Origin of the sequence: Mesobacillus maritimus (genome assembly GCF_023715205.1) — a bacterium.
Lineage (GTDB): Bacteria > Bacillota > Bacilli > Bacillales > Cytobacillaceae > Mesobacillus_B > Mesobacillus_B maritimus_C.
In genome coordinates this window covers 224,166-244,078 of sequence record NZ_JAMBNR010000008.1, presented here as the reverse complement: position 1 = coordinate 244,078, position 19,913 = coordinate 224,166, and the positions used below count along the sequence as shown (strand labels likewise).

Annotated in this window: 18 protein-coding genes and 2 riboswitches; of the genes, 12 read left to right on the top strand and 6 right to left on the bottom strand. The window is 38.5% G+C overall.

Features of this window, described 5'->3' with window-relative positions:
- The first annotated feature begins 59 nt into the window (after window positions 1-59).
- Window positions 60-1,016: a DNA-binding transcriptional repressor DeoR gene (deoR, locus tag M3182_RS13650; RefSeq protein ID WP_251427655.1), complete on the top strand. Its 957-nt coding sequence runs from the start codon at window positions 60-62 to the stop codon at window positions 1,014-1,016.
- 66 nt (window positions 1,017-1,082) lie between these two features.
- Window positions 1,083-2,297, top strand: coding sequence for a NupC/NupG family nucleoside CNT transporter (locus M3182_RS13645; RefSeq protein ID WP_251426977.1), 1,215 nt, complete (start codon window positions 1,083-1,085; stop codon window positions 2,295-2,297).
- Between the two features lie 741 nt (window positions 2,298-3,038).
- On the opposite strand, the gene metC is transcribed toward M3182_RS13645, so the two are convergent.
- Both metC and M3182_RS13635 read right to left on the bottom strand, forming a co-directional pair.
- Window positions 3,039-4,214: a cystathionine beta-lyase gene (metC, locus tag M3182_RS13640; RefSeq protein ID WP_251558476.1), complete on the bottom strand. Its 1,176-nt coding sequence runs from the start codon at window positions 4,212-4,214 to the stop codon at window positions 3,039-3,041.
- Window position 4,215: 1 nt separating this feature from the next.
- Window positions 4,216-5,325: a methionine biosynthesis PLP-dependent protein gene (locus tag M3182_RS13635; protein ID WP_251558475.1), complete on the bottom strand. Its 1,110-nt coding sequence runs from the start codon at window positions 5,323-5,325 to the stop codon at window positions 4,216-4,218.
- 106 nt (window positions 5,326-5,431) lie between these two features.
- Window positions 5,432-5,539, bottom strand: a riboswitch (SAM riboswitch).
- Window positions 5,540-5,812: 273 nt separating this feature from the next.
- Here M3182_RS13635 and M3182_RS13630 point away from each other — a divergent pair.
- A complete protein-coding gene (locus M3182_RS13630; protein WP_251426987.1) occupies window positions 5,813-6,082 on the top strand; it encodes a hypothetical protein in 270 nt (89 codons plus the stop codon).
- Window positions 6,083-6,170: 88 nt separating this feature from the next.
- On the opposite strand, the gene qoxD is transcribed toward M3182_RS13630, so the two are convergent.
- From qoxD to qoxA, 4 genes are read right to left on the bottom strand one after another with little or no spacing between them, the layout of a single operon-like run.
- Entirely contained in the window at window positions 6,171-6,452 is a 282-nt protein-coding gene (gene qoxD / locus M3182_RS13625; protein ID WP_251426991.1) for a cytochrome aa3 quinol oxidase subunit IV, read from the bottom strand.
- 1 nt (window position 6,453) lies between these two features.
- Window positions 6,454-7,050, bottom strand: coding sequence for a cytochrome aa3 quinol oxidase subunit III (gene qoxC, locus M3182_RS13620; RefSeq protein ID WP_251426994.1), 597 nt, complete (start codon window positions 7,048-7,050; stop codon window positions 6,454-6,456).
- Window positions 7,050-8,996: a cytochrome aa3 quinol oxidase subunit I gene (gene qoxB, locus M3182_RS13615; RefSeq protein ID WP_251426999.1), complete on the bottom strand. Its 1,947-nt coding sequence runs from the start codon at window positions 8,994-8,996 to the stop codon at window positions 7,050-7,052. The genes qoxC and qoxB overlap by 1 nt, the downstream gene beginning before the upstream one ends.
- Before the next feature lie 56 nt (window positions 8,997-9,052).
- The gene (gene qoxA, locus M3182_RS13610; RefSeq protein WP_251427001.1) at window positions 9,053-9,961 is read right to left on the bottom strand and encodes a cytochrome aa3 quinol oxidase subunit II; all 909 of its coding nucleotides are present in this window, start codon (window positions 9,959-9,961) and stop codon (window positions 9,053-9,055) included.
- A gap of 365 nt (window positions 9,962-10,326) precedes the next feature.
- Between qoxA and M3182_RS13605 the strand changes: the two genes are divergently transcribed.
- The 9 genes from M3182_RS13605 to ccpN all read left to right on the top strand — a co-directional run bounded on the left by M3182_RS13605 (window position 10,327) and on the right by ccpN (window position 19,911).
- Entirely contained in the window at window positions 10,327-10,758 is a 432-nt protein-coding gene (locus M3182_RS13605; RefSeq protein ID WP_251427004.1) for a hypothetical protein, read from the top strand.
- Complete coding sequence (locus M3182_RS13600; RefSeq protein ID WP_251427007.1) at window positions 10,746-11,039, top strand: YxcD family protein; 294 nt, start codon at window positions 10,746-10,748, stop codon at window positions 11,037-11,039. The genes M3182_RS13605 and M3182_RS13600 overlap by 13 nt, the downstream gene beginning before the upstream one ends.
- Window positions 11,040-11,274: 235 nt before the next feature.
- On the top strand, window positions 11,275-13,857 hold the full coding sequence (locus M3182_RS13595; protein ID WP_251558473.1) for a helicase-related protein: 2,583 nt from the start codon (window positions 11,275-11,277) through the stop codon (window positions 13,855-13,857).
- Window positions 13,858-13,978: 121 nt separating this feature from the next.
- Entirely contained in the window at window positions 13,979-15,253 is a 1,275-nt protein-coding gene (locus M3182_RS13590) for a LysM peptidoglycan-binding domain-containing protein (protein WP_251558471.1), read from the top strand.
- Between the two features lie 104 nt (window positions 15,254-15,357).
- Window positions 15,358-15,504: riboswitch (FMN riboswitch) on the top strand.
- Window positions 15,505-15,717: 213 nt separating this feature from the next.
- Window positions 15,718-16,368 (top strand): riboflavin synthase, encoded by a 651-nt coding sequence (gene ribE / locus M3182_RS13585; RefSeq protein ID WP_251427017.1) that lies wholly within the window; start codon window positions 15,718-15,720, stop codon window positions 16,366-16,368.
- 16 nt (window positions 16,369-16,384) lie between these two features.
- Window positions 16,385-17,578 (top strand): bifunctional 3,4-dihydroxy-2-butanone-4-phosphate synthase/GTP cyclohydrolase II, encoded by a 1,194-nt coding sequence (locus M3182_RS13580; protein ID WP_251558469.1) that lies wholly within the window; start codon window positions 16,385-16,387, stop codon window positions 17,576-17,578.
- 19 nt (window positions 17,579-17,597) lie between these two features.
- Window positions 17,598-18,065 (top strand): 6,7-dimethyl-8-ribityllumazine synthase, encoded by a 468-nt coding sequence (gene ribH / locus M3182_RS13575; protein WP_251427023.1) that lies wholly within the window; start codon window positions 17,598-17,600, stop codon window positions 18,063-18,065.
- Between the two features lie 169 nt (window positions 18,066-18,234).
- The gene (locus tag M3182_RS13570; protein ID WP_251427026.1) at window positions 18,235-18,990 is read left to right on the top strand and encodes an exodeoxyribonuclease III; all 756 of its coding nucleotides are present in this window, start codon (window positions 18,235-18,237) and stop codon (window positions 18,988-18,990) included.
- A 285-nt stretch (window positions 18,991-19,275) separates the two neighbouring features.
- Window positions 19,276-19,911 (top strand): transcriptional regulator CcpN, encoded by a 636-nt coding sequence (gene ccpN, locus M3182_RS13565; RefSeq protein ID WP_349775454.1) that lies wholly within the window; start codon window positions 19,276-19,278, stop codon window positions 19,909-19,911.
- The last annotated feature ends 2 nt before the right edge of the window (window positions 19,912-19,913 follow it).

Genomic DNA, 19,913 nt, shown 5'->3' with positions numbered 1-19,913 from the left:
TTTGCGAAAAGGCGATAGACTAAGAAAGTGTTTCCAAAACCATTTTGGCTAAGGTGATTATATTGGAAAAAGGTGAGAAATTAGGCAAGGTCATTGAAGCAGCAAAGCTCTATTATTTACTGGATTATACCCAGAGCGACATTGCCAAAAAATTAGGTGTTTCACGGCCGACTGTATCTCGTTTATTGCAACAAGCAAAAAGCGAAGGGATTGTTCAGATTAAAATTCATGATCCTATGGTGGAAGTAGAAAGCTTAGCTTTTAAGCTTGAAGAAAAGTTTGGGTTAAAAAAAGCCATCGTTGTGTCTGTCCCTGAATATGAAGATCACCTAATTAAGAACTACCTTGGGGGTGCTGCAGCAGATTACTTAAATGAAATAGTGAAAGACGGTGACATTATTGGCGTTACATGGGGGACAACTCTCTACCATGTGGCGATTGGGCTTGCTCAGAAATTTGTACGAGATATTAAAGTGGTCCAGCTTAAAGGTGGAGTAAGTTATGCTGAAACAAATACATACGCCACTGAAATTTTAGATTTATTTGGGAAAGCGTTTAATTGTGCTCCTTATCACTTACCTCTCCCAGCAATTGTCGATCATGTCGTTGTAAAAGAGACATTGGAAAAGGATCGGCATATTCGGGCGATTTTAGATTTGGGGAAACAGGCCAATATTGCGGTTTATACAATGGGATCAGTAAAAGACGATTCCTTACTGTTTAAAATGGGTTATTTTACTAAGGAGGACCTTGCTACTCTTAAAAATAAAGCAGTTGGTGATATTTGTTCGCGGTTTTTTAATCAATTCGGAATGATTTGCAATGAAGACTTAAATGCCCGTACATTAGGGATTCAATTAGAGGATTTAAAAACGAAGGAACATTCGATCCTTGTTGGAGGTGGCCCCAATAAAATAAACGGGATATATGGGGCATTGCTAGGACAATATACGAATACGTTGATAACCGACCAATTTACGGCAAGATTTTTATTAGACAACCAAGGAAATTCATGAAGCCCGAGGTAAAAAAAAGGAATATTTTTTCTTATGAATCAACAAGATACTATAGAGGTGAGCAACTTGAACTACATATGGGGTTTGCTAGGAATTATTACAGTGTTCGTAATCGCGTTTTTACTTTCATCCAATCGGAAAGCGATTAATCTTCGCACAGTTCTTGGAGGATTGGCGATTCAATTTATTTTTGCATTTATAGTCTTAAAGTGGGAATTAGGTAGAAGTGCGTTACAGCAGATTTCGATGGGAGTTCAAAATGTCATCGATTATGCGAATGAAGGGGTGGCATTTCTCTTTGGTGGAGTGTTCCAAGCTGAAAACATTGGACATATCTTCGCATTTCAAGTATTGCCAATCGTTATCTTCTTTTCGTCATTAATTTCTGTATTGTACTATCTTGGCATCATGCAATGGGTCATTAAAATCATCGGTGGTGGACTATCCAAATTATTAGGTACAAGCAAAGCAGAGTCTCTATCGGCGGCAGCAAATATCTTTGTTGGACAAACAGAAGCACCGCTCGTTATTAAACCTTATATCAAAATTTTAACACAATCAGAATTATTCGCTGTTATGGTTGGTGGCCTGGCCTCCGTTGCGGGTTCTGTGTTAGTAGGCTATTCCCTATTAGGTGTCCCATTAGAATACCTGTTGGCGGCTAGTTTTATGGCAGCTCCGGCAGGGTTAGTTTTGGCGAAAATTATGATGCCTGAAACTGAAAAAGTGACCGATACAAGTAATATTGAGATGGAAGATGATAAAGAAAACGCTAATGTTATCGATGCTGCTGCAAATGGAGCAGCTGTAGGTTTGCAACTTGCATTAAATATTGGGGCTATGTTATTGGCGTTTATCGCTTTAGTTGCTCTAATCAATGGAATTTTAGGTGGAATTGCTGGATGGTTTGGTTTTGAAGGAGTTACGCTTCAAACGATACTAGGTTATGTGTTTGCACCGTTAGCCTTTGCGGTTGGAGTGCCATGGGAAGAAGCCGTCAAAGCAGGTGGATTTATTGGGCAAAAATTAGTTTTAAATGAATTCGTTGCATATGCTGACTTCGCTCCGCAGATTCCAGAGCTTTCTGAAAAGACAGTAGCGGTGGTAAGTTTTGCGCTATGTGGTTTTGCTAATTTATCTTCTCTAGGGATTCTCCTTGGTGGATTAGGAAACTTGGCGCCGGAACGTCGTAGCGACATTGCGCATATGGGCATGAAAGCAATTGCTGCGGGAATGTTGGCTTCTTTATTAAGTGCGGCAATCGCTGGAATGTTGTTCTAAAAAGTAAGTACAGCTAAGCCAAAAAAACAGCTAAAGCCTTAAGGCTTAACACATAAGTTAAGCTTTGAGGCTTTTTCTTTGATATCGAAAAATCGATTTATATATATAATGAGCGAGATTTAAGTCTTATATTAATTTGAGGGCAGTTGAAATAAAAAAGGTTGGTTGATTATTTTTTTCGCTGGAAGAATCGCATTTACTATTTGGGTAACTTGCAAGGTAAATTCAATTTCAATATTCATTTAACGAGTTTAGTTTAATTAATCAATTAACGATTGTTCTTTTTTTGCAGTAGCGGTGGGGGCGTATTTCAAGTTCTTGGCCCAAAGTTGGACAGTCCAAATAGTTAGTGAGGAATTTTTTCACGTTCTTTCATGTTTAAGCTGATAAGCCTCATTATTATGTTAATCGTGTAATTTAATGTAAGTATTTTCAATGAAAAACGCTTAGAGAGGCTCTCTAAGCGTTTTTATTTTAGTAGTTTTTTCAGGCTCAAAATGAAGTGAAGTTATTAAAGAGTTTTAGCTGCTGTTATAGCTTTAGTACTGTAAAGAAGTCCACCGCGATCAAAGGGGAGGACTCTTGATGAGTCGAACACTTCCTCCATACCATACAATTTACGGGCAGTTAATAATTTCAAGGGAGCAAGGTAGCTTATTAAAAAGATTTGTTTAAAGAAAAGCATTCCCATCGCTCTTTCTAATTAATAGATCATTTGTAACGTTCAGCAGGAGACTCGTCCTATTCCTTAATGAGATGACGCGATGCGAGTTCAAGTGCATTAGAAAAGTCATTGATAATGTCTTCCGGTGACTCTAGACCGACTGAGAGACGTAAAAGAGTATTGCTAATTCCACGCTTTTGACGTTCGCTCACTGGCATTGCAGCATGAGACATTTTTGCTGGATAAGAGAGAATAGATTCTACACCCCCAAGGCTAACCGCAAAAACAGGCAATTCCACATGGTTAACAAACTCTTTGAAAAAGTCTTCGTTTTCGATTTCAAACGATAACACAGCTCCAGGCCCATCTGCTTGCCGGCTATGAATCTCATATTGTGGGTGATTCTCCAAGCCAGGAAAATGAACATTTGTAATCAATGGATGATTTTCAAGGTAAGTCGCAATTTGCTTTGCACTTTCCTGAGATTGATTCATCCGCACCGAAAGGGTTTTGATACCTCTCATCACAAGCCATGCATCTTGGACCCCTAGGACGGCACCAAATGAATTTTGTAATGCATAGAGCTGTTTACCAAGTTCCTCATCTTTAACGACAGCGAGACCAGATAAAGTATCACTATGACCTCCTAAAAACTTAGTTGCACTGTGAAGAACAATATCTGCTCCTAAATCTAAAGGTCTTTGTAAATAAGGAGTCATAAAGGTGTTATCCACAAATGTCCAAGCACCAATTCCTTTTGCAATGGTAGAAATAGCTTCAATATCCGTTACTTTTAACAATGGATTCGAAGGGGTTTCAACATATAGAACTTTAGTATTTGGTTGAATTGCAGCTTTGACTTCTTCCAAGTTGGTCATATCGACAAATGTGTGTTCAATCCCAAATCGAGTTAAAACTTGAGTAACCATTCGGAACGTACCGCCATAAACATCCTCCGTCACGACGACATGGTCTCCTTGAGAGAGTAAGAGAAAAGCAGTTGAAATGGCAGCCATTCCGGAGGAAAAGGCGAGTCCTCTAGAACCACCTTCCATATCAGCTATAATATCTTCTAGCGCTTCACGCGTGGGGTTTAAGCTTCGACTGTAGTCAAATTTACCAAACTTATCGACAGAAGGTTGATGGAAAGTCGATGCATATTGAACGGGCACACTGACTGCCCCGGTATTCGGGTCAAACTTATGTTTATTATGGAGTAGTTGCGTTTCGAAAGAATATTCTTGTTTTGTCATGTTATCTTTCCTCCTGTGCGGCTTTTAATAATGCATGGTTCAAGTCTTCCATCAAATCTTCTACATCTTCTATTCCAACCGAGAATCGGAGAAGTCGATCGTCCACTCCATTTGCTTCGCGAACTTCTTTTGGGATATCCGCATGTGTTTGGGTAGCAGGGTAGGTAATAAAACTTTCAACACCGCCGAGACTTTCGGCAAACGTGATTAATTGCAAGTTTTGTAAAAATGGGTTCACCCATGTTTCATCTTTTATTCGGAAAGACAACATCCCACCGCGACCCGGATAAAGGACATCGGTAACAGCATCATGATTGTTTAAATAGTCCACTAAAGCGGAGGCATTACGTTCGTGTCTTTCCGTGCGCAAAGATAAAGTTTTCATCCCACGAATCAACAGCCATGAATCAAATGGGCTTAATACTGCACCAGCACCATTATGATGAAGGAATAAATCATTGCATAGTTCTTCACCCTTGGCCACGATTAATCCAGCTAATACATCGTTGTGACCACCGAGGTATTTAGTTGCACTATGAAGCACAATATCTGCTCCTAATGTAAGGGGCTTTTGAATAAGAGGGGTATAAAAAGTGTTATCAACAATGGTTAAAATGTCTTTTTCTTTTGCGATGTTGGCAATCGCCTCAATATCTGCCGTTTCCATTAATGGATTTGTTGGCGTTTCAATGAAAACCGCTTTCGTTTGTGGGCTGATTGCTGATTTTACTTCGTCTAAATTGCTCATATCTACATATTTTGAATGTAGGCCCCATTTTTTAAATGTTTGTTCGAGAATACGATATGTACCGCCATAAAGATCTTTCGAGACAATCCACTCATCACCAGATTTAAATAGGGAGAGGACCGTTAAAATTGCGGCCATTCCAGAGCTACAGGCAAATCCTCGGTCACCTTGTTCTAAATCAGCAATTGCTTTTTCAAGAACTTCACGGGTGGGGTTTCCTGTGCGGACATAATCATATCCACTCGATTGTCCAATTCCTTCATGACGATAAGCAGTAGATAAGTAGATTGGTGGATTCACAGTTCCAGTAGCGGTTTCGCTTCGATTTCCTATTTGTGCTAGTTTTGTATTGATCTTTACCAAATGTAACACTCCCTGTATTCGCATGATCGATTGTTGGTTGGCTTAAACCACAACAAAAAAGTCTTCTCACAAGAAGAAGACTTAAGTTTAGATGTACATAATCTTCTTCTTATCTGCCAAGTTTAACAACTTGCTGGACTTAGCACCTTTTCAACAATTGTTGAAGGTTGCTGAGGTATCATAGGGCCAGACCCTCAACCTCTCTTGATAAGAACTAAATTGTATTTATAATTTTCTCTACACTTTACTACATTAAATCAGTAAATGTCAATGTATTTTTAATAATATTCTTTTTAAAAAATTGTCTAGATTAAAATGTGAAAAAAGATTGATATTTTTGTGAACATTTTGTGTCAATTTTGTGTTTTTTTTGATAGAATATAGACACATCCAATTATTGGAGGATTTTAAATCCTTTGGTTTTAATTTATTTTACTTCTAAAAAAGGTAGTTGTAAGCGTATTCATTTTAAAGGGGATGAACAAAAATGAAGACTTATACAAAATTATTAAATGTTGTGAAGTATGTTGGAGGAAGTATCTTAGCTGTAGGTACAATGATGTTTTTGTACGGGTTTAGTGTGAGCAATTCACTTTTAACTGGACTTGGATTAGGTGCTGCGGTAGGAGCAATTTTCATCTTTATTATGGGATTGTTTTTCGTATTGACAGAAGAAATGATAGATAATACCGAAAAGGGGATTGTTGTTGTTCCAAAAGAGGCTAGAGCTAAAATCATCCCTTTTAAACTTAAATAAAGTCTACGTGTACCATTCTTTCCGAAAATGGGAGAGAGAAATAAAAATAAAAGAAGGAGCACCAAAGGTACTCCTTCTAAGAGATTATTTACATATCCCAAACCATTGTTAACAAAGTTCCCAAGACCGTAACAATAGCAATGATTACACCGTAATAAATATTTGTATAAATTGCTGGGCGATCTTCTGTTTCACCAGCATGCATAAATACGATTAACTGAACTCCAGCTTGAACGAAGGCAGTTACGAGCAGGATAAGCATACCCATTTGAAATGACATATCCAGGAAAATTACTGCAAGAGCAACCACGGTTAATAATATGGAAAAGGCGAATCCTAGGACTTGTTTTGCTGGAAATAATTCCTTCATATTACATCATTCCTTTCAAATAGATGAAGCTGAAGATGAAAATCCAAACAACATCTAGGAAATGCCAGTATAACGAGAAAATAAATGATTTATTTGCTGTTTGCGGAGTTAAACCGCGTTTTTTAATTTGAAGGATAATGAATAATCCCCAGAACAAACCTAGTGTTACGTGGGCTCCGTGTGTTCCTAATGTTGTTAATAGAATGGAAGTGAATGCACTTGTTTGCAGCCCAGCTCCAACATGAACATAGTGAACAAACTCGTAGATTTCAACGCCTAAGAATGCTAACCCAAGTAGCAATGTAACAGAGAAGAAAGTTAGCATCGCTTTTTGCTTGCCGAGACGCATTGCATGAATCCCTAAGCCAATGGTAAAACTACTTGTTAACAGTAAAAACGTTTCAATCAATACAGGTGTAATTTCGAAAATTTCTGCTCCAGTAGGACCATTACCCGTGCGGTTCGCAAGTGTAAAGTAGCTTGCAAATAGGGTAGCAAAGAGCATAATTTCGGCCCCAAGGAAAATCCAGAAACCTAAAATATTTAATTTATTCTGGTCAGTACTATATTCAAGTGGCAGCGAGTGATCCATTTTCATTATTTAGCACCTCGCATTTTAGTTTCTGTTTCTTCTATTTCTTTAACTGAAATATGATGTCCATGATCTTGTTCGAACGAACGGTGTGCCATGAAAGCAAAGATTCCGATAGTCGCAATTATTGCAGGAATCCATAAGCTGAAGATCATAGCAAATCCCCAGATGAAGAAGACTACACTCATTAGAAATGGTGCGCCACTATTGTTTGGCATATGAATTTCTTCATACTTTCCTTTAAACAGGTTGTGTCCTTCTTTCTTTGCATCCCATAAAGCTTGGCTTGATTTGACCTCTGGAACAATTGCAAAGTTGTATTCTGGAACTGGGTTATGTGTAGACCATTCAAGTGTTCGAGCATCCCATGGGTCAGAACTTATATCTCTTGATGCATAACGTGTACTGTAATAAACATTATAAACAATCAAGGCAAAGCCTACGGCCATAATAATCGCACCGACGAACGAGATCATGTTTAATGTTCCAAAACCAGTTGCTTCAGAGTACGTGTACATCCGACGTGCTTGACCGTCTAAACCAGTAATATACATAGGCATAAACGCCAATAGGAAACCAATTGAAAGCAACCATGCTGTCCATTTCCCGATTTTTTCATTTAGCATGAAGCCAAACATTTTTGGCCAATAGTAAGTGAGTCCCGCTAGCATCGCAAAGACAACACCAGGAATAATTACGTTGTGGAAGTGAGCCACTAAGAACATTGTATTATGGTATTGATAATCTGCTGCTGACATTGCAAGCATTACACCAGTTACTCCACCGAGTGTAAACAATGGGATAAAGAGTAATGAATAAAGCATTGGCGTTGTAATGGTGATTTTACCTTTATACATTGTAAGCAACCAGTTGAAAATTTTCACCCCGGTTGGTACGGCAATCGCCATTGTCGTAATCGAGAAGATGCTGTTAGTTAACGCACCTTGACCCATTGTGAAGAAATGGTGAACCCACACTAAGAATGACATGAGTGAGATAACAACCATTGATGCCACCATTGATTTATAACCATATAGATTCTTTCTAGAAAATGTTGAAATTACTTCACTATAGATACCGAATGCCGGTAAGATTAGGATGTAAACTTCCGGATGACCCCAAACCCAGAATAGGTTGGCCCAAAGCATATCCATACCGCCATTTTCCATTGTGAAGAATTGGGTTCCAAATAGACGGTCCATTGTTCCCATTGCTAGCGCAACCGTTAATACAGGGAAAGCGAAAACAATGATAACATTCGCGATGAAAGTTGACCATGTAAACATTGGCATCTTCATCAATGTCATACCAGGTGCTCTCATTCTAAGGATCGTTGTAATCATGTTAATCCCGGTCATTAGAGAACCGATACCTGAAATTTGGATCGCTAACATATAATAGTTCGTACCTACAGAGGTACTAAAGTCATTTCCTGCAAGTGGGAAGTAAGAAGTCCAACCTGCATCTGGTGATCCACCAACTACGAACGAAATGTTGAAAAGCATTGCTCCCATAAAGAACAACCAAAAGCTTAAAGCGTTTAGGCGTGGGAACGCAACGTCACGTGCTCCAATTTGTAATGGTACAACGATATTCATGAGAGCAAAGATAAATGGCATTGCCATAAAGATAATCATGACAACTCCGTGAGTTGTAAAGATTTCATTATAATGCTGTGCATCAAGTAATGTATTTTCTGGAGCTGATAGCTGAGCACGCATCATAACTGCATCAACACCACCGCGGAACAACATGATCAATGCGGAGATTAAATACATAATCCCGATTCGTTTATGATCAACTGTTGTTAACCACTCTCGCCATAAATAGCCCCATTTCTTAAAATATGTTAAACCGGCAATAATCGCAATGACTACAAGGCCAATCGCAACCATTGAGGCATAAATTGCAGGGCTTGGATGTGGTACAGCAAACCGTTCGAAAAATTCCATCCTGTTGTTTCTCCTTTCGGTAAAATCTTTATGATTCTAGTAAGCTAGCCATAGTTTTAGTGATTACTATGGTCTGAGTCCTTATCTTGTTCGCTATGATTTTGATGTTCATTTCCTTCTTCAGAATCAGAAGATCCATGATCATGATCTGGAGGTGGCATGAAATCTAAATGTGTTCCAGTGAACGTCATTCGACCTAGATGTCCAGGTTCTAATAGTTCATCAAACTTTTCCTCGGTTAATGGGTCAGCTGTATCTTTTACCTCATCTACCCAATCATCAAAATCTTTTTGAGACATAGCTGTTACATCAAAAGTATTTTCGGCAAATCCTTGACCACTAAAGTTGGCGTTTCGTCCTACAAACTCGCCAGGAACGTCAGCGGCTAAATGGAGCGTTGTAACCATGTCACTCATGGCATATTTCTGACCACCTAATTGTGGAATCCAGAAACTAGTTATCGGTCCATAAGAATAAAGTTTAAACTCAAGCGGACGATTTGTTGGAATATATAAGTAGTTGACTGTTTCAATTTCTTCTTCTGGGTAACTAAAATGCCATTTCCAGTTCGAAGATGAAGCGTAAACGACTAAAGGTTCTTGGTCCTCATACTTCTCAGGCGTTGCTTCTACAATATAGTTACTTTGAACAGAAACAAATGATAGGTAAGCAACAATTAAAACTGGGATACCCACACAAATTGCTTCTACCCAAATATTCCCTTCCATGTGTGGCGGTTCATAATCTGGACTTTGCTTAGATGCTCGATATTTTATTAGAACAAATATCAATAGTGCAAAGACTGCTAAAACAATAAATGACATGATTCCAATCGATAACATAATGTCTTGTGCTTGCCTTTCTGCCTGAGGTCCTTTTGGATCTAAGACCAGCAAAGGTTCACAGCCCGACAAAATGGCAGCGATGGTGATAAGTACGGATGAGAAAATCCATTTTCCTTTCATAAGAGGTCTCCTTTCTGAAATAAACAAACCCTGCACATTATACCACAATAATGTTCATTTTTTCACAATTTGCTCATGGTGTTTGCAGGAAAGTTGTGGAATGTGTGATTTATGTCACAGCAAAACCCGTTTAGATTGATTCTAACATGGAAGTCATTCCTACTTAGTCACCTAATTGTGACTAATTTATGAAAACATAAATTGTAAAAATATTGGGCACGTTAAAAAGGCTTAATTTATTGAAAGAATCAAGAAAAAACATTATTTTAAATAGGGAGTTAAAAAATTCTTATGAGATTTGGGAACTTTTTAGAGATTGAAACGTAAAAAAGGTTGTAGAAAAAAGGCACCAGAGGAGGAAGAAAATGGTCAAAAAAATATTAGCAGCAATGATTGCGATGACAATTGTGTTTTCGCCAGTAGGAAATTTCGTTTTTCAAGACATTCAACAAACGGAGGTTAGTGCCAAGAAATACCGTTCCGGGTCCAAGAGTTTTAATCCAACCAGTCCAAGCCAAAATAATAATGTAAACCGCCAAAATAACAATGTAACAAACCGAAACAATGCGACAACGACAAGAAATAATAATGGTGGCTTCATGCGTGGAATGATGTATGGAGGTTTAGCTGGTTTACTCTTTGGTGGTTTATTAGCAGGTATGGGTGGCTTAGGACCATTATTTGGCATGGCTATCAACATTATTGGAATTCTGCTACTGTTCATGGTTATTAGCAAAGTTATTTCAATGATTAAACAGCGAAATCGCACACGGGAGGAAGACCAGTGGCGCCGCTAAAAGTTAGTGAACAAGATATTGTTAACTCCATTTGTTTGTATCTCGCTGATAAAAAACAAGTGAAGCCTGAAGAGGTACAAGTGGAATTAATGTATGATGATGATTACGGTTTTTCCGCGGAAACCTATGTGAATGGACGACAACAAATACTAATAAAACAAAATATGATCGAGGCACTTCGAATGTGGGTTGATCAGTTTTTAGGTCGAGACCCTTTTTCTGGAATTGAATTAATTCTAGATGACGAAGAAGGAATTATTGCACTCATTCACGGAAATTGAATATAATATTGGTGACTTCGAAGGTGAGAAAAGCCGCATGACATTAAATATGTCATAGGAAACAGATACCGTTCTTCGGAGCCTAGACCCTAAGTTACAAAGCGTGAATTCCCATTGGGAATTTACGCTTTTTTATGGAGTTTTATGATATAACAAGTATCGGCAAACTTCTTTATAATAATTGAACAGATATTTTTTACATATAATAAATAGAAACGCAGAAAGGGGAATAAAGATGGGCAAATTAGAAGAAATATACCCAATTGCGATTGATCAAACAAAACAAAAATTAATGGAAGATATAAATGCATACTTAGGTAGAAATGAAATGTTCCGTTCTTATCAAGAATACTTAGAAGACAGGAAACATTTTATTGAACAAATATGGACAAATGTTTGGATTACGAAAGCGTCAAATGATGTACCAAAAAAAGAAAAGAAAAAATATCTAAAAATGAAAGGATATGAAACAGAAGGGGTCGACAAAAAAATTATAAACAAATTGTTCCGCAATGAGGTTAGAGATGTTGAACCTTTTGATGTTGTCAAATGGCTAGATGGACGTTTTGCCCACGAACCTGAACTATGGAAAGACAAATATGAATACGCTCGGGAATTGCACAAACAACGAATCTTGAAAGCTGAAGCAGAACAGAAACAGCAGGCATTCATATTCCAGCTTCAGAAATGGGTTGATGACTATTTAGAAAAAAATTTTCTGTTTATATTTTTAAAAGTGCGTCATTATGTTGCGAAGCAGTTAAAGAAAGATTTGCAGCAAAATCCAAAATATGGATATGTCGAGCCGTTTAGGTTAGAAGAACGACTAGTAGACACAGGTCAGTTGAACCCGAATGACTACAACAGGGTGGCAGAGTTCTTTGAAGAGTTAACAGGAGGCGTTCAATCTTCTTTTGATTGGGGAAAGCGGACTTTTGCTTATGAAACATATTTTGATTTTTATGAAAAAGTCCTTTTAGGGTATATTTATGATTTCGTTCCAAACTTAGTGGTCAAAGAGTTCCCAAATCAGTTGGAAGAAGAATATGCGAACTTTTTTCAAGGGAAGTTTACAGAGGCTAAATTTCTAGAATGGTTTGATCATGAATGTTTGGATATCACGGATGAGTGCATGCAAGAATTAGAGGAAGAATACCTTAGTGATCTATTAACCCTAGCTGATTTGCCTTTTGATGAAAAAGTGCATCAAGAACGGTTGGAATATGATCAGGCGGAAAGGGAGCGGAGAAAAGAAGAAGAACGGATTGAATTTGAACGGAAACAAGCTGAAGAAAAACGAATTATGGAAGACATTTTTGGTAGAGCTTATATTCCTTCTGTCGGAACAAATTTACGTTATGTATTACATATCGGTGAAACCAACACTGGAAAAACGCATCACGCACTATCAAAAATGAAAGCAGCGGAATCGGGTTTATATTTAGCTCCGTTAAGATTATTAGCACTTGAGGTTTACGACAAATTGAATGCGGATGGCGTTCCTTGCTCACTTAAGACCGGGGAAGAAGAGAAAATAGTGGCAGGAGCAACACATATTTCAAGCACAGTTGAGATGTTTCACGAGAAAGATTATTATGACGTGATTGTAATCGATGAAGCTCAAATGTTAGCTGACAAGGACCGAGGATTTTCTTGGTATCGGGCTATTACGAATGCAAAGGCGAAAGAAGTTCATATTATCGGTAGTTGGAATATTAAAGATATGCTCTTTAATCTCCTAGAAGGGGTTGAAATAGAGCTTCATGAATATACTCGCGATACACCGCTTGAAGTTGAGCAAAAGGAGTTCGAATTAAAACACACGAAAAAAGGAGATGCCCTCATATGTTTTTCCAGAAAGAGGGTATTGGAAACAGCAGCAAAATTAAAACGAAGTGGACATAGTGTTAGTATGATATACGGTAGTATGCCTCCGGAAACAAGGAAGAAGCAAATAGAATTGTTTAATTCTGGGGAGACAAAAGTTGTTGTTGCCACCGATGCAATTGGGATGGGATTAAATCTGCCCATCAGGAGAATTGTGTTTTTGGAAACAGAAAAGTTTGATGGCACGAGGCGCAGAAGGCTGACGTCTCAAGAGGTGAAACAAATTGCCGGCCGAGCTGGTCGAAAAGGAATTTATGATATTGGAAAAGTTGCTTTTACATCTGATATTAAGTATATGAACAAGCTGTTAGAACAAACAGATAAACCTGTTGAGACATTCGCGATTGCACCAACATCGACGGTTTTTGAACGCTTTCAAAAATATTTCCGTGATTTAGGAACATTTTTCGAATTGTGGGAGAAATTCGATCCTCCAAAAGGTACGAAAAAGGCCTCTCTTACTGAGGAACAGGATTTATACGAACTGATTAGTGGGACGCCAATCGAAACGCGGTTTTCGATGATGGAATTGTATGGATTCCTCCATTTACCATTTGCATCAAAAGAGCCTGCTTTGGTGCGCCAATGGCTAGATACGATGATTGCAATAGCAGATGACCAAGAATTACCTGAACCACGATTAAAACGTAAAGGATTGGAGGATTTTGAGCTAACCTATAAAGCGATTGGTTTACATCTTTTATTTTTATATCGGTTAGGACGAAGAACGGAAGCAGTCTATTGGGAAAGAGTTCGGGAAGAAATTAGCGATGAGGTCCATGTTTACTTGCGAGATGAGGTAGAAAACTTCCGTAAAAAATGCAAACGCTGTGGAAAACCACTTCCTGATGATTCGCCGTTTTCCATATGTGATGACTGTTTTCAGGGAAGATATCGACGTGGACACCGGAATTCAAAAAAGTGGGCATAAGGAAACATCTTAGACATTATGAATATTCGTTATGTTCGACCATAAACTGGTTATAAAGTAGGTAGAGAGGGGAATAACTTCTCTCTGGTTCTACGTTAATGACTGAAAAAGGTGTGGTTGAATGCCTGTCCATGTAGTACAAAGTGGTGAAACTCTATGGATGATTTCCAGGAAATACAAAATTTCCATTTCAAATATTATTTCTATCAATGGGCTGCCTGCAGGAAATCAACTTACTCCAGGGCTGGCGCTCTATTTACCGCAACCCATGTCTACACTTCGTCAAAGGCAATATCGAACTCAAACAGGTGATACATTTTGGAAAATCGCAATTCGATATAACACGACCATAGAGGCAATCCTTGATTTAAATCCGATGTTAGCATCTGAACCAAGTCTTAGGCCCGGAATGGTCATTTCAATACCGACCAATCAATTGATGGAACTTTCTACATTAGGGTTTAGTGTTCCATATTCAGAGACCGCTGCTATTCAGCAAGTGACTAATTTGGCAAAACAACTCACGTACTTAGCGGTTGCTGCCTATACTCTTACAGATGAAGGATATGCTTATGTGCAACTGGAAGATCGGAATTTAGTTTCACGTAGCCTTAGCCTTGGAGTTTTACCGCTATTAATGATACGAAACCAAGTGGATAGTGAGTTTAGTGCGGAATTAATTGGTAGAGTGCTTGGAAATTCAAGCTTCCGTGCGAACCTTGTACAAAGCCTTGTACAACTTGTTCGAGAACGAAGGTATAGGGGAGTTAGTATAGATTTTGAGTTTATCCCCCCAGGACGGAGAAATGATTTTCTCACATTTTTAAGGGAATTAAAAAATGCATTAGGTCCTCTTACCCTACATGTGAATGTTCATGCTAAAACAACTGACCTCCCAACGAATCCAATTGTTGGAGCATATGATTACCGTGAAATTGGGCGTATTGCAGATATCGTAGCAGTCATGACAATTGATTATGGATATCCGGGTGGTCCACCAGATCCGGTTTCACCAGCTTGGTGGGTAGAAGATGTTATTCTTTACGCAATTTCACAGATTATACCTAAAAAAGTGCAGATTGCGATGCCGCTATATGGATATGATAAAGTCTTACCTAGTAATACGACGATCGGACGTTCTGCTCTTGCTGCACAGAATATTGCGCTCGCCAACTGGCGCCCAATCCAATTTGATGAAAAAGCAAAGGCTCCTTTTTATTCCTATCGTCAAAACAATCAAGAGCATGTTGTTTGGTTTGAAGACATTCGAAGTTTTATTTCGAAATACAATTTGATTGATTTGTATCAACTTTTAGGGACGACATATTGGCAAATTGAATTAGCAGCCCCACAGAACTGGACTTATGTCCGGAATGAGCTGGTTGTGCAGAGGTAGAAGAGAGTTTGCTCATAAGTAATTTCACATATTTTTCTTCTTTTCGAACAATTCTCTTTTCAAATGTACTGTGTTATGCATATAATAATATTTAAACATCATATTATTTCCTTCGGGGTCGGGTGAAATTCCCAACCGGCGGTGATGAAGCTCTTTGCTTCTTAGTCCGTGACCCGGTTAACGCATGTTAAACGGTGGATCTGGTGAAACTCCAGAGCCGACAGTGAAAGTCTGGATGGGAGAAGGAAGATTTAAAAATCTTGGGTTAAGTTCTAGGGCAAAATTCTGCCTATGTCTAACCCTAATTTCCTATTGCCATTTTAAGGACCCTAAAGGATCAGACTGAACCTTTGGGGTCCTTTTTCGTTGCTCCGAGGGAGGGGCTCTTGTTGTTTTCCTAGAGACATCATAAATAACTTTGGAAAATGTTGAGGGCTGATAAAATGGGAAAGGAGATAAAGTAGATGTTTACAGGAATCATTGAAGAGATTGGAACTATTGCTGGTATACAGAAGGCAGGTCCAATGTTTGAGTTATCCATTAAAGCGAATAAAATACTTCAAGATGTTCACTTAGGTGATAGTATTTCGATTAATGGAGTTTGCTTAACCGTCACATCTTTTAAGACAACAGAATTTACAGTTGATGTGATGCCAGAAACAGTAAATGCCACCAATATCGGGTCTATGCAACCAGGTTCTAAAGTGAATCTTGAAAGAGCGATGGCAGCTGGTGGTCGATTTGGGGGCCATTTTGTTTCAGGTCATGTTGATGGAACAGGAAAGATCATCCGTAAAGAACGAGTCGAAAACGCCGTTTATTATGAAATTGAAGTAGATGAAGAGGTAGCAACCGGAATGGTATTGAAAGGTTCCGTAACCGTTGATGGGACAAGCCTAACCCTATTCGGTGTCACAGATCGTACGTTTACCATTTCATTAATTCCACACACGATGGAAGAAACTATTATTGGTCAAAAGCAAATTGGGGATATTGTCAATATTGAAACCGATATGATTGGTAAATATGTTGGTCATTATTTGAAAAATACTGGCGTAGCACAGAAGAAAACGTCGATTTCAATGAGCTTTTTAAAAGAAAATGGGTTTGTGTAGAAAGGAGGAAGAAAATATGTTCGATAAAATTGAAGAGGCAATTAAAGACTTAAAGGCTGGAAAAATCATTATCGTTTGCGATGATGAAGATCGGGAGAATGAAGGAGACTTTATCGCCTTAGCTGAAAAAACAACAGCGGAAACGATTAATTTTATGGTGACTCATGGACGTGGCTTAGTATGTGTCCCATTGGAAGAAGAGATTGCCGACAAACTTGAGCTAAAGCCAATGACAACGGATAATACAGATCCCCATGGGACTGCGTTTACAATTAGTGTCGATCATAAAAGCTCAACAACAGGAATCTCTGCATATGAACGGAGCAGAACGGTCCAAGAATTAATTCATACCGAGTCAAAGCCGGCCGATTTTAAAAGGCCAGGTCATGTTTTTCCACTCGTGGCAAAAAAAGGTGGAGTTTTAAGGCGAGCAGGTCATACGGAAGCAGCTGTAGACTTGGCAAAATTATCAGGATCAGCGCCAGCGGGTGTCATTTGTGAAATTATGAATGAGGATGGTTCGATGGCGCGTGTACCACAACTACGTGAAATTGCTGACCGTTTTGAACTAAAAATGATTACGATTAAAGATTTAATTCACTATCGAAATCAGCAAGAAAAATTAGTGATTCGTGAAGTGGAGATTGATCTACCTACTGAATTTGGAGATTTTAAAGCAATAGGTTATACAAATTCAATTGATGGTAAGGAGCATGTCGCGCTTGTTAAAGGAGATGTTTGTTCAAATGAACCGGTGCTAGTAAGAGTGCATTCAGAATGTTTAACTGGTGACGTGTTCGGCTCTTACCGTTGTGATTGTGGGCCACAACTTCATGCAGCATTGCGACAAATACAAGTGGAAGGAAGAGGCGTGCTGCTATATATGCGCCAAGAAGGACGCGGAATTGGACTGTTGAATAAATTGCGCGCTTATAAACTACAAGAGGAAGGTTTAGATACCGTTGAAGCCAATGAAAAACTAGGTTTTCCTGCTGATTTACGTGATTATGGCATTGGGGCACAAATTTTACGAGACCTAGGAGTTCAAAAAATGAAATTATTGACAAACAACCCACGAAAAATTAGTGGTCTTGGTGGTTATGGTCTTGAGGTTGTTGAGCGTGTACCAATCCAAATGGAAACTAATAAAGAAAATGAGCGTTATCTACAAACAAAAAGGACGAAGTTAGGACATTTACTTCATATTTAAAAATTAGGAGGAAAAGATAATGGGGAGAACATTTGAAGGGAATTTAATTGGTACAGGATTAAAAATTGGGATTGTTGTAGGAAGATTTAATGAATTTATTACAAGTAAACTGCTTAGTGGTGCTGAAGACGGATTAAGAAGACATGGAGTAAATGAAGCGGACGTTGATGTTGCATGGGTTCCAGGTGCATTTGAAATTCCACTTGTTGCACAAAAAATGGCTAACAGTGGTCGTTATGATGCAGTGATTACACTCGGTACCGTCATCCGTGGCTCTACGCCGCATTTTGACTATGTTTGCAACGAAGCGGCAAAAGGAGTGAATGCAGCTTCAATGAACAGTGGTGTTCCTGTTATTTTTGGGGTTATCACAACAGATTCTATCGAACAGGCAATTGAACGAGCTGGAACAAAAGCTGGGAATAAAGGATGGGAATCAGCGTCATCAGCGATAGAAATGGCTAACCTTCTTCGAGGCATCGAGTAGAAGAAATTGGTTGAGCAAGTGACTTACTAGTTTTGAACTTTTCGATTATAATTTTAAGGAATAGCCTTAATGGTTATTCCTATTTTTTTGTTAAATAATCATTAGGAGCATTGTGGATGCTCAGGATGTAAATAAAGGACGGACTTCGAAGAATCAAAGGGGAAGAGTAATGAAACTTGTATCATGGAATGTAAACGGACTAAGAGCTTGTCATAAAAAAGGATTTATGGATTATTTTTCTGAAATTGATGCAGATATCTTCTGTGTACAAGAAACGAAGTTACAAGAAGGGCAAATTCAGTTAGACCTCGATGGGTATCAAGATTTTTGGCATTATGCTGAGAAAAAAGGTTACTCCGGTACGGCGGTATTTTCAAAGGTTGAGCCAATATCCGTTCAGTATGGAATTGGGTTAGATGAATATGATCGTGAGGGGCGGGCTATTACGCTTGAGTTTGACGAATTCTTCCTTGTAAATGTCTATACACCTAATTCCCAACGAGATTTAGCACGGCTTTCCTTCCGTCTCGCTTGGGAAGACCAGCTTCGTGGCTTTTTAATTGAGCTTGATAAGAAAAAACCAGTCGTCCTATGTGGCGATTTAAATGTTGCTTTCAGTGAACTTGATTTAAAAAATGCGAAATCAAATAAAGGGAATTCAGGATTTACTGATGAGGAACGAGCGAAAATGAGCTTACTTTTGGAGAATGGATTTGTTGATTCTTTTAGGCATTTGCATCCAGACCAAGAAGGAGCTTACACTTGGTGGTCATACATGAACAAGGTGAGGGAACGAAATATTGGCTGGCGGATTGATTATTTTATTGTATCAGAAAGAATGGTTCCGTCAATTACAAAAGCGGACATAGATGCTCAAATAATGGGGAGCGATCATTGTCCAATCATTCTAGAAATAAATGAATAAAATGCTCATTTAAAAAAACTGCTCTATGCTAGAGCGGTTTTTTTGTTTACCTTTGTATACAAGCGCTATTGGGTTGAAATCTGTCATGATTTTCCTTAATTGGAGCTATTGCGTTCGGCGTTCTGGGACATTCATCGAATTTATTCAGAAATTTGTCAAATAATTAAATTTCTCTTGTACCTATCCGTAATTAAATGTAATATACTATATATGAAAAAGCATAACACATTAAACAAAGCGTTCTGGATAAATGTATCATAATAATGTGTCGTAGGAGGGGTGGTGATTTCAATTAAACTATCAAAACGGCAACAGGAAATTCTTCAAATTGTTAAGGAAGATGGTCCTATAACCGGGAAACAAATTGCGGAAAAGCTTTCTTTAACTCGTGCAACATTAAGACCGGACTTGGCTATTTTAACAATGGCTGGAAGCCTCGATGCAAAGCCCCGCGTCGGTTATTTTTACAACCCTCAGAGTGAAACAAAAAAGACAACCGCCAACTTATCAAAGCAACTTGTTAAACACTATAAGGCACACCCAATCGTGGTACAGAAGTCGGCATCTGTTTATGATGCAATTGTACAAATTTTCCTCGAAGATGTAGGTACATTGTATACAGTTGATGAAGAAGGATTACTTGCAGGTGTAATATCACGAAAAGATTTGTTAAGAGCAGCGATAGGTAATAACAATTTAGAGGAACTTCCGGTAAGTGTGATTATGACAAGAATGCCAAATATAGTAACCGTCCAACCTGATGAAACCCTCCTCGAAGCGGCACAGAAGCTCATACATAATCATATTGACTCTTTGCCAGTTGTTCGAGAAGTGGATAAGGAACAAAAAAAATATGAAGTCATTGGGAGAATCACGAAAACAACAATTACAAGAGCTTATATTGAAATGCTGGAAATTTAAAT

Bases quoted from the DNA above. Each gene is read 5' to 3' on its own strand.
- ribE (WP_251427017.1), top strand. From the start codon at position 15,718: ATGTTTACAGGAATCATTGAAGAGATTGGAACTATTGCTGGTATACAG.
- qoxB (WP_251426999.1), bottom strand. From the start codon at position 8,996: ATGGAATTTTTCGAACGGTTTGCTGTACCACATCCAAGCCCTGCAATT.
- ribH (WP_251427023.1), top strand. From the start codon at position 17,598: ATGGGGAGAACATTTGAAGGGAATTTAATTGGTACAGGATTAAAAATT.
- qoxA (WP_251427001.1), bottom strand. From the start codon at position 9,961: ATGAAAGGAAAATGGATTTTCTCATCCGTACTTATCACCATCGCTGCC.
- qoxC (WP_251426994.1), bottom strand. From the start codon at position 7,050: ATGAAAATGGATCACTCGCTGCCACTTGAATATAGTACTGACCAGAAT.
- metC (WP_251558476.1), bottom strand. From the start codon at position 4,214: ATGACAAAACAAGAATATTCTTTCGAAACGCAACTACTCCATAATAAA.
- M3182_RS13580 (WP_251558469.1), top strand. From the start codon at position 16,385: ATGTTCGATAAAATTGAAGAGGCAATTAAAGACTTAAAGGCTGGAAAA.
- M3182_RS13590 (WP_251558471.1), top strand. From the start codon at position 13,979: ATGCCTGTCCATGTAGTACAAAGTGGTGAAACTCTATGGATGATTTCC.
- M3182_RS13630 (WP_251426987.1), top strand. From the start codon at position 5,813: ATGAAGACTTATACAAAATTATTAAATGTTGTGAAGTATGTTGGAGGA.
- M3182_RS13605 (WP_251427004.1), top strand. From the start codon at position 10,327: ATGGTCAAAAAAATATTAGCAGCAATGATTGCGATGACAATTGTGTTT.
- M3182_RS13570 (WP_251427026.1), top strand. From the start codon at position 18,235: ATGAAACTTGTATCATGGAATGTAAACGGACTAAGAGCTTGTCATAAA.
- M3182_RS13595 (WP_251558473.1), top strand. From the start codon at position 11,275: ATGGGCAAATTAGAAGAAATATACCCAATTGCGATTGATCAAACAAAA.
- qoxD (WP_251426991.1), bottom strand. From the start codon at position 6,452: ATGAAGGAATTATTTCCAGCAAAACAAGTCCTAGGATTCGCCTTTTCC.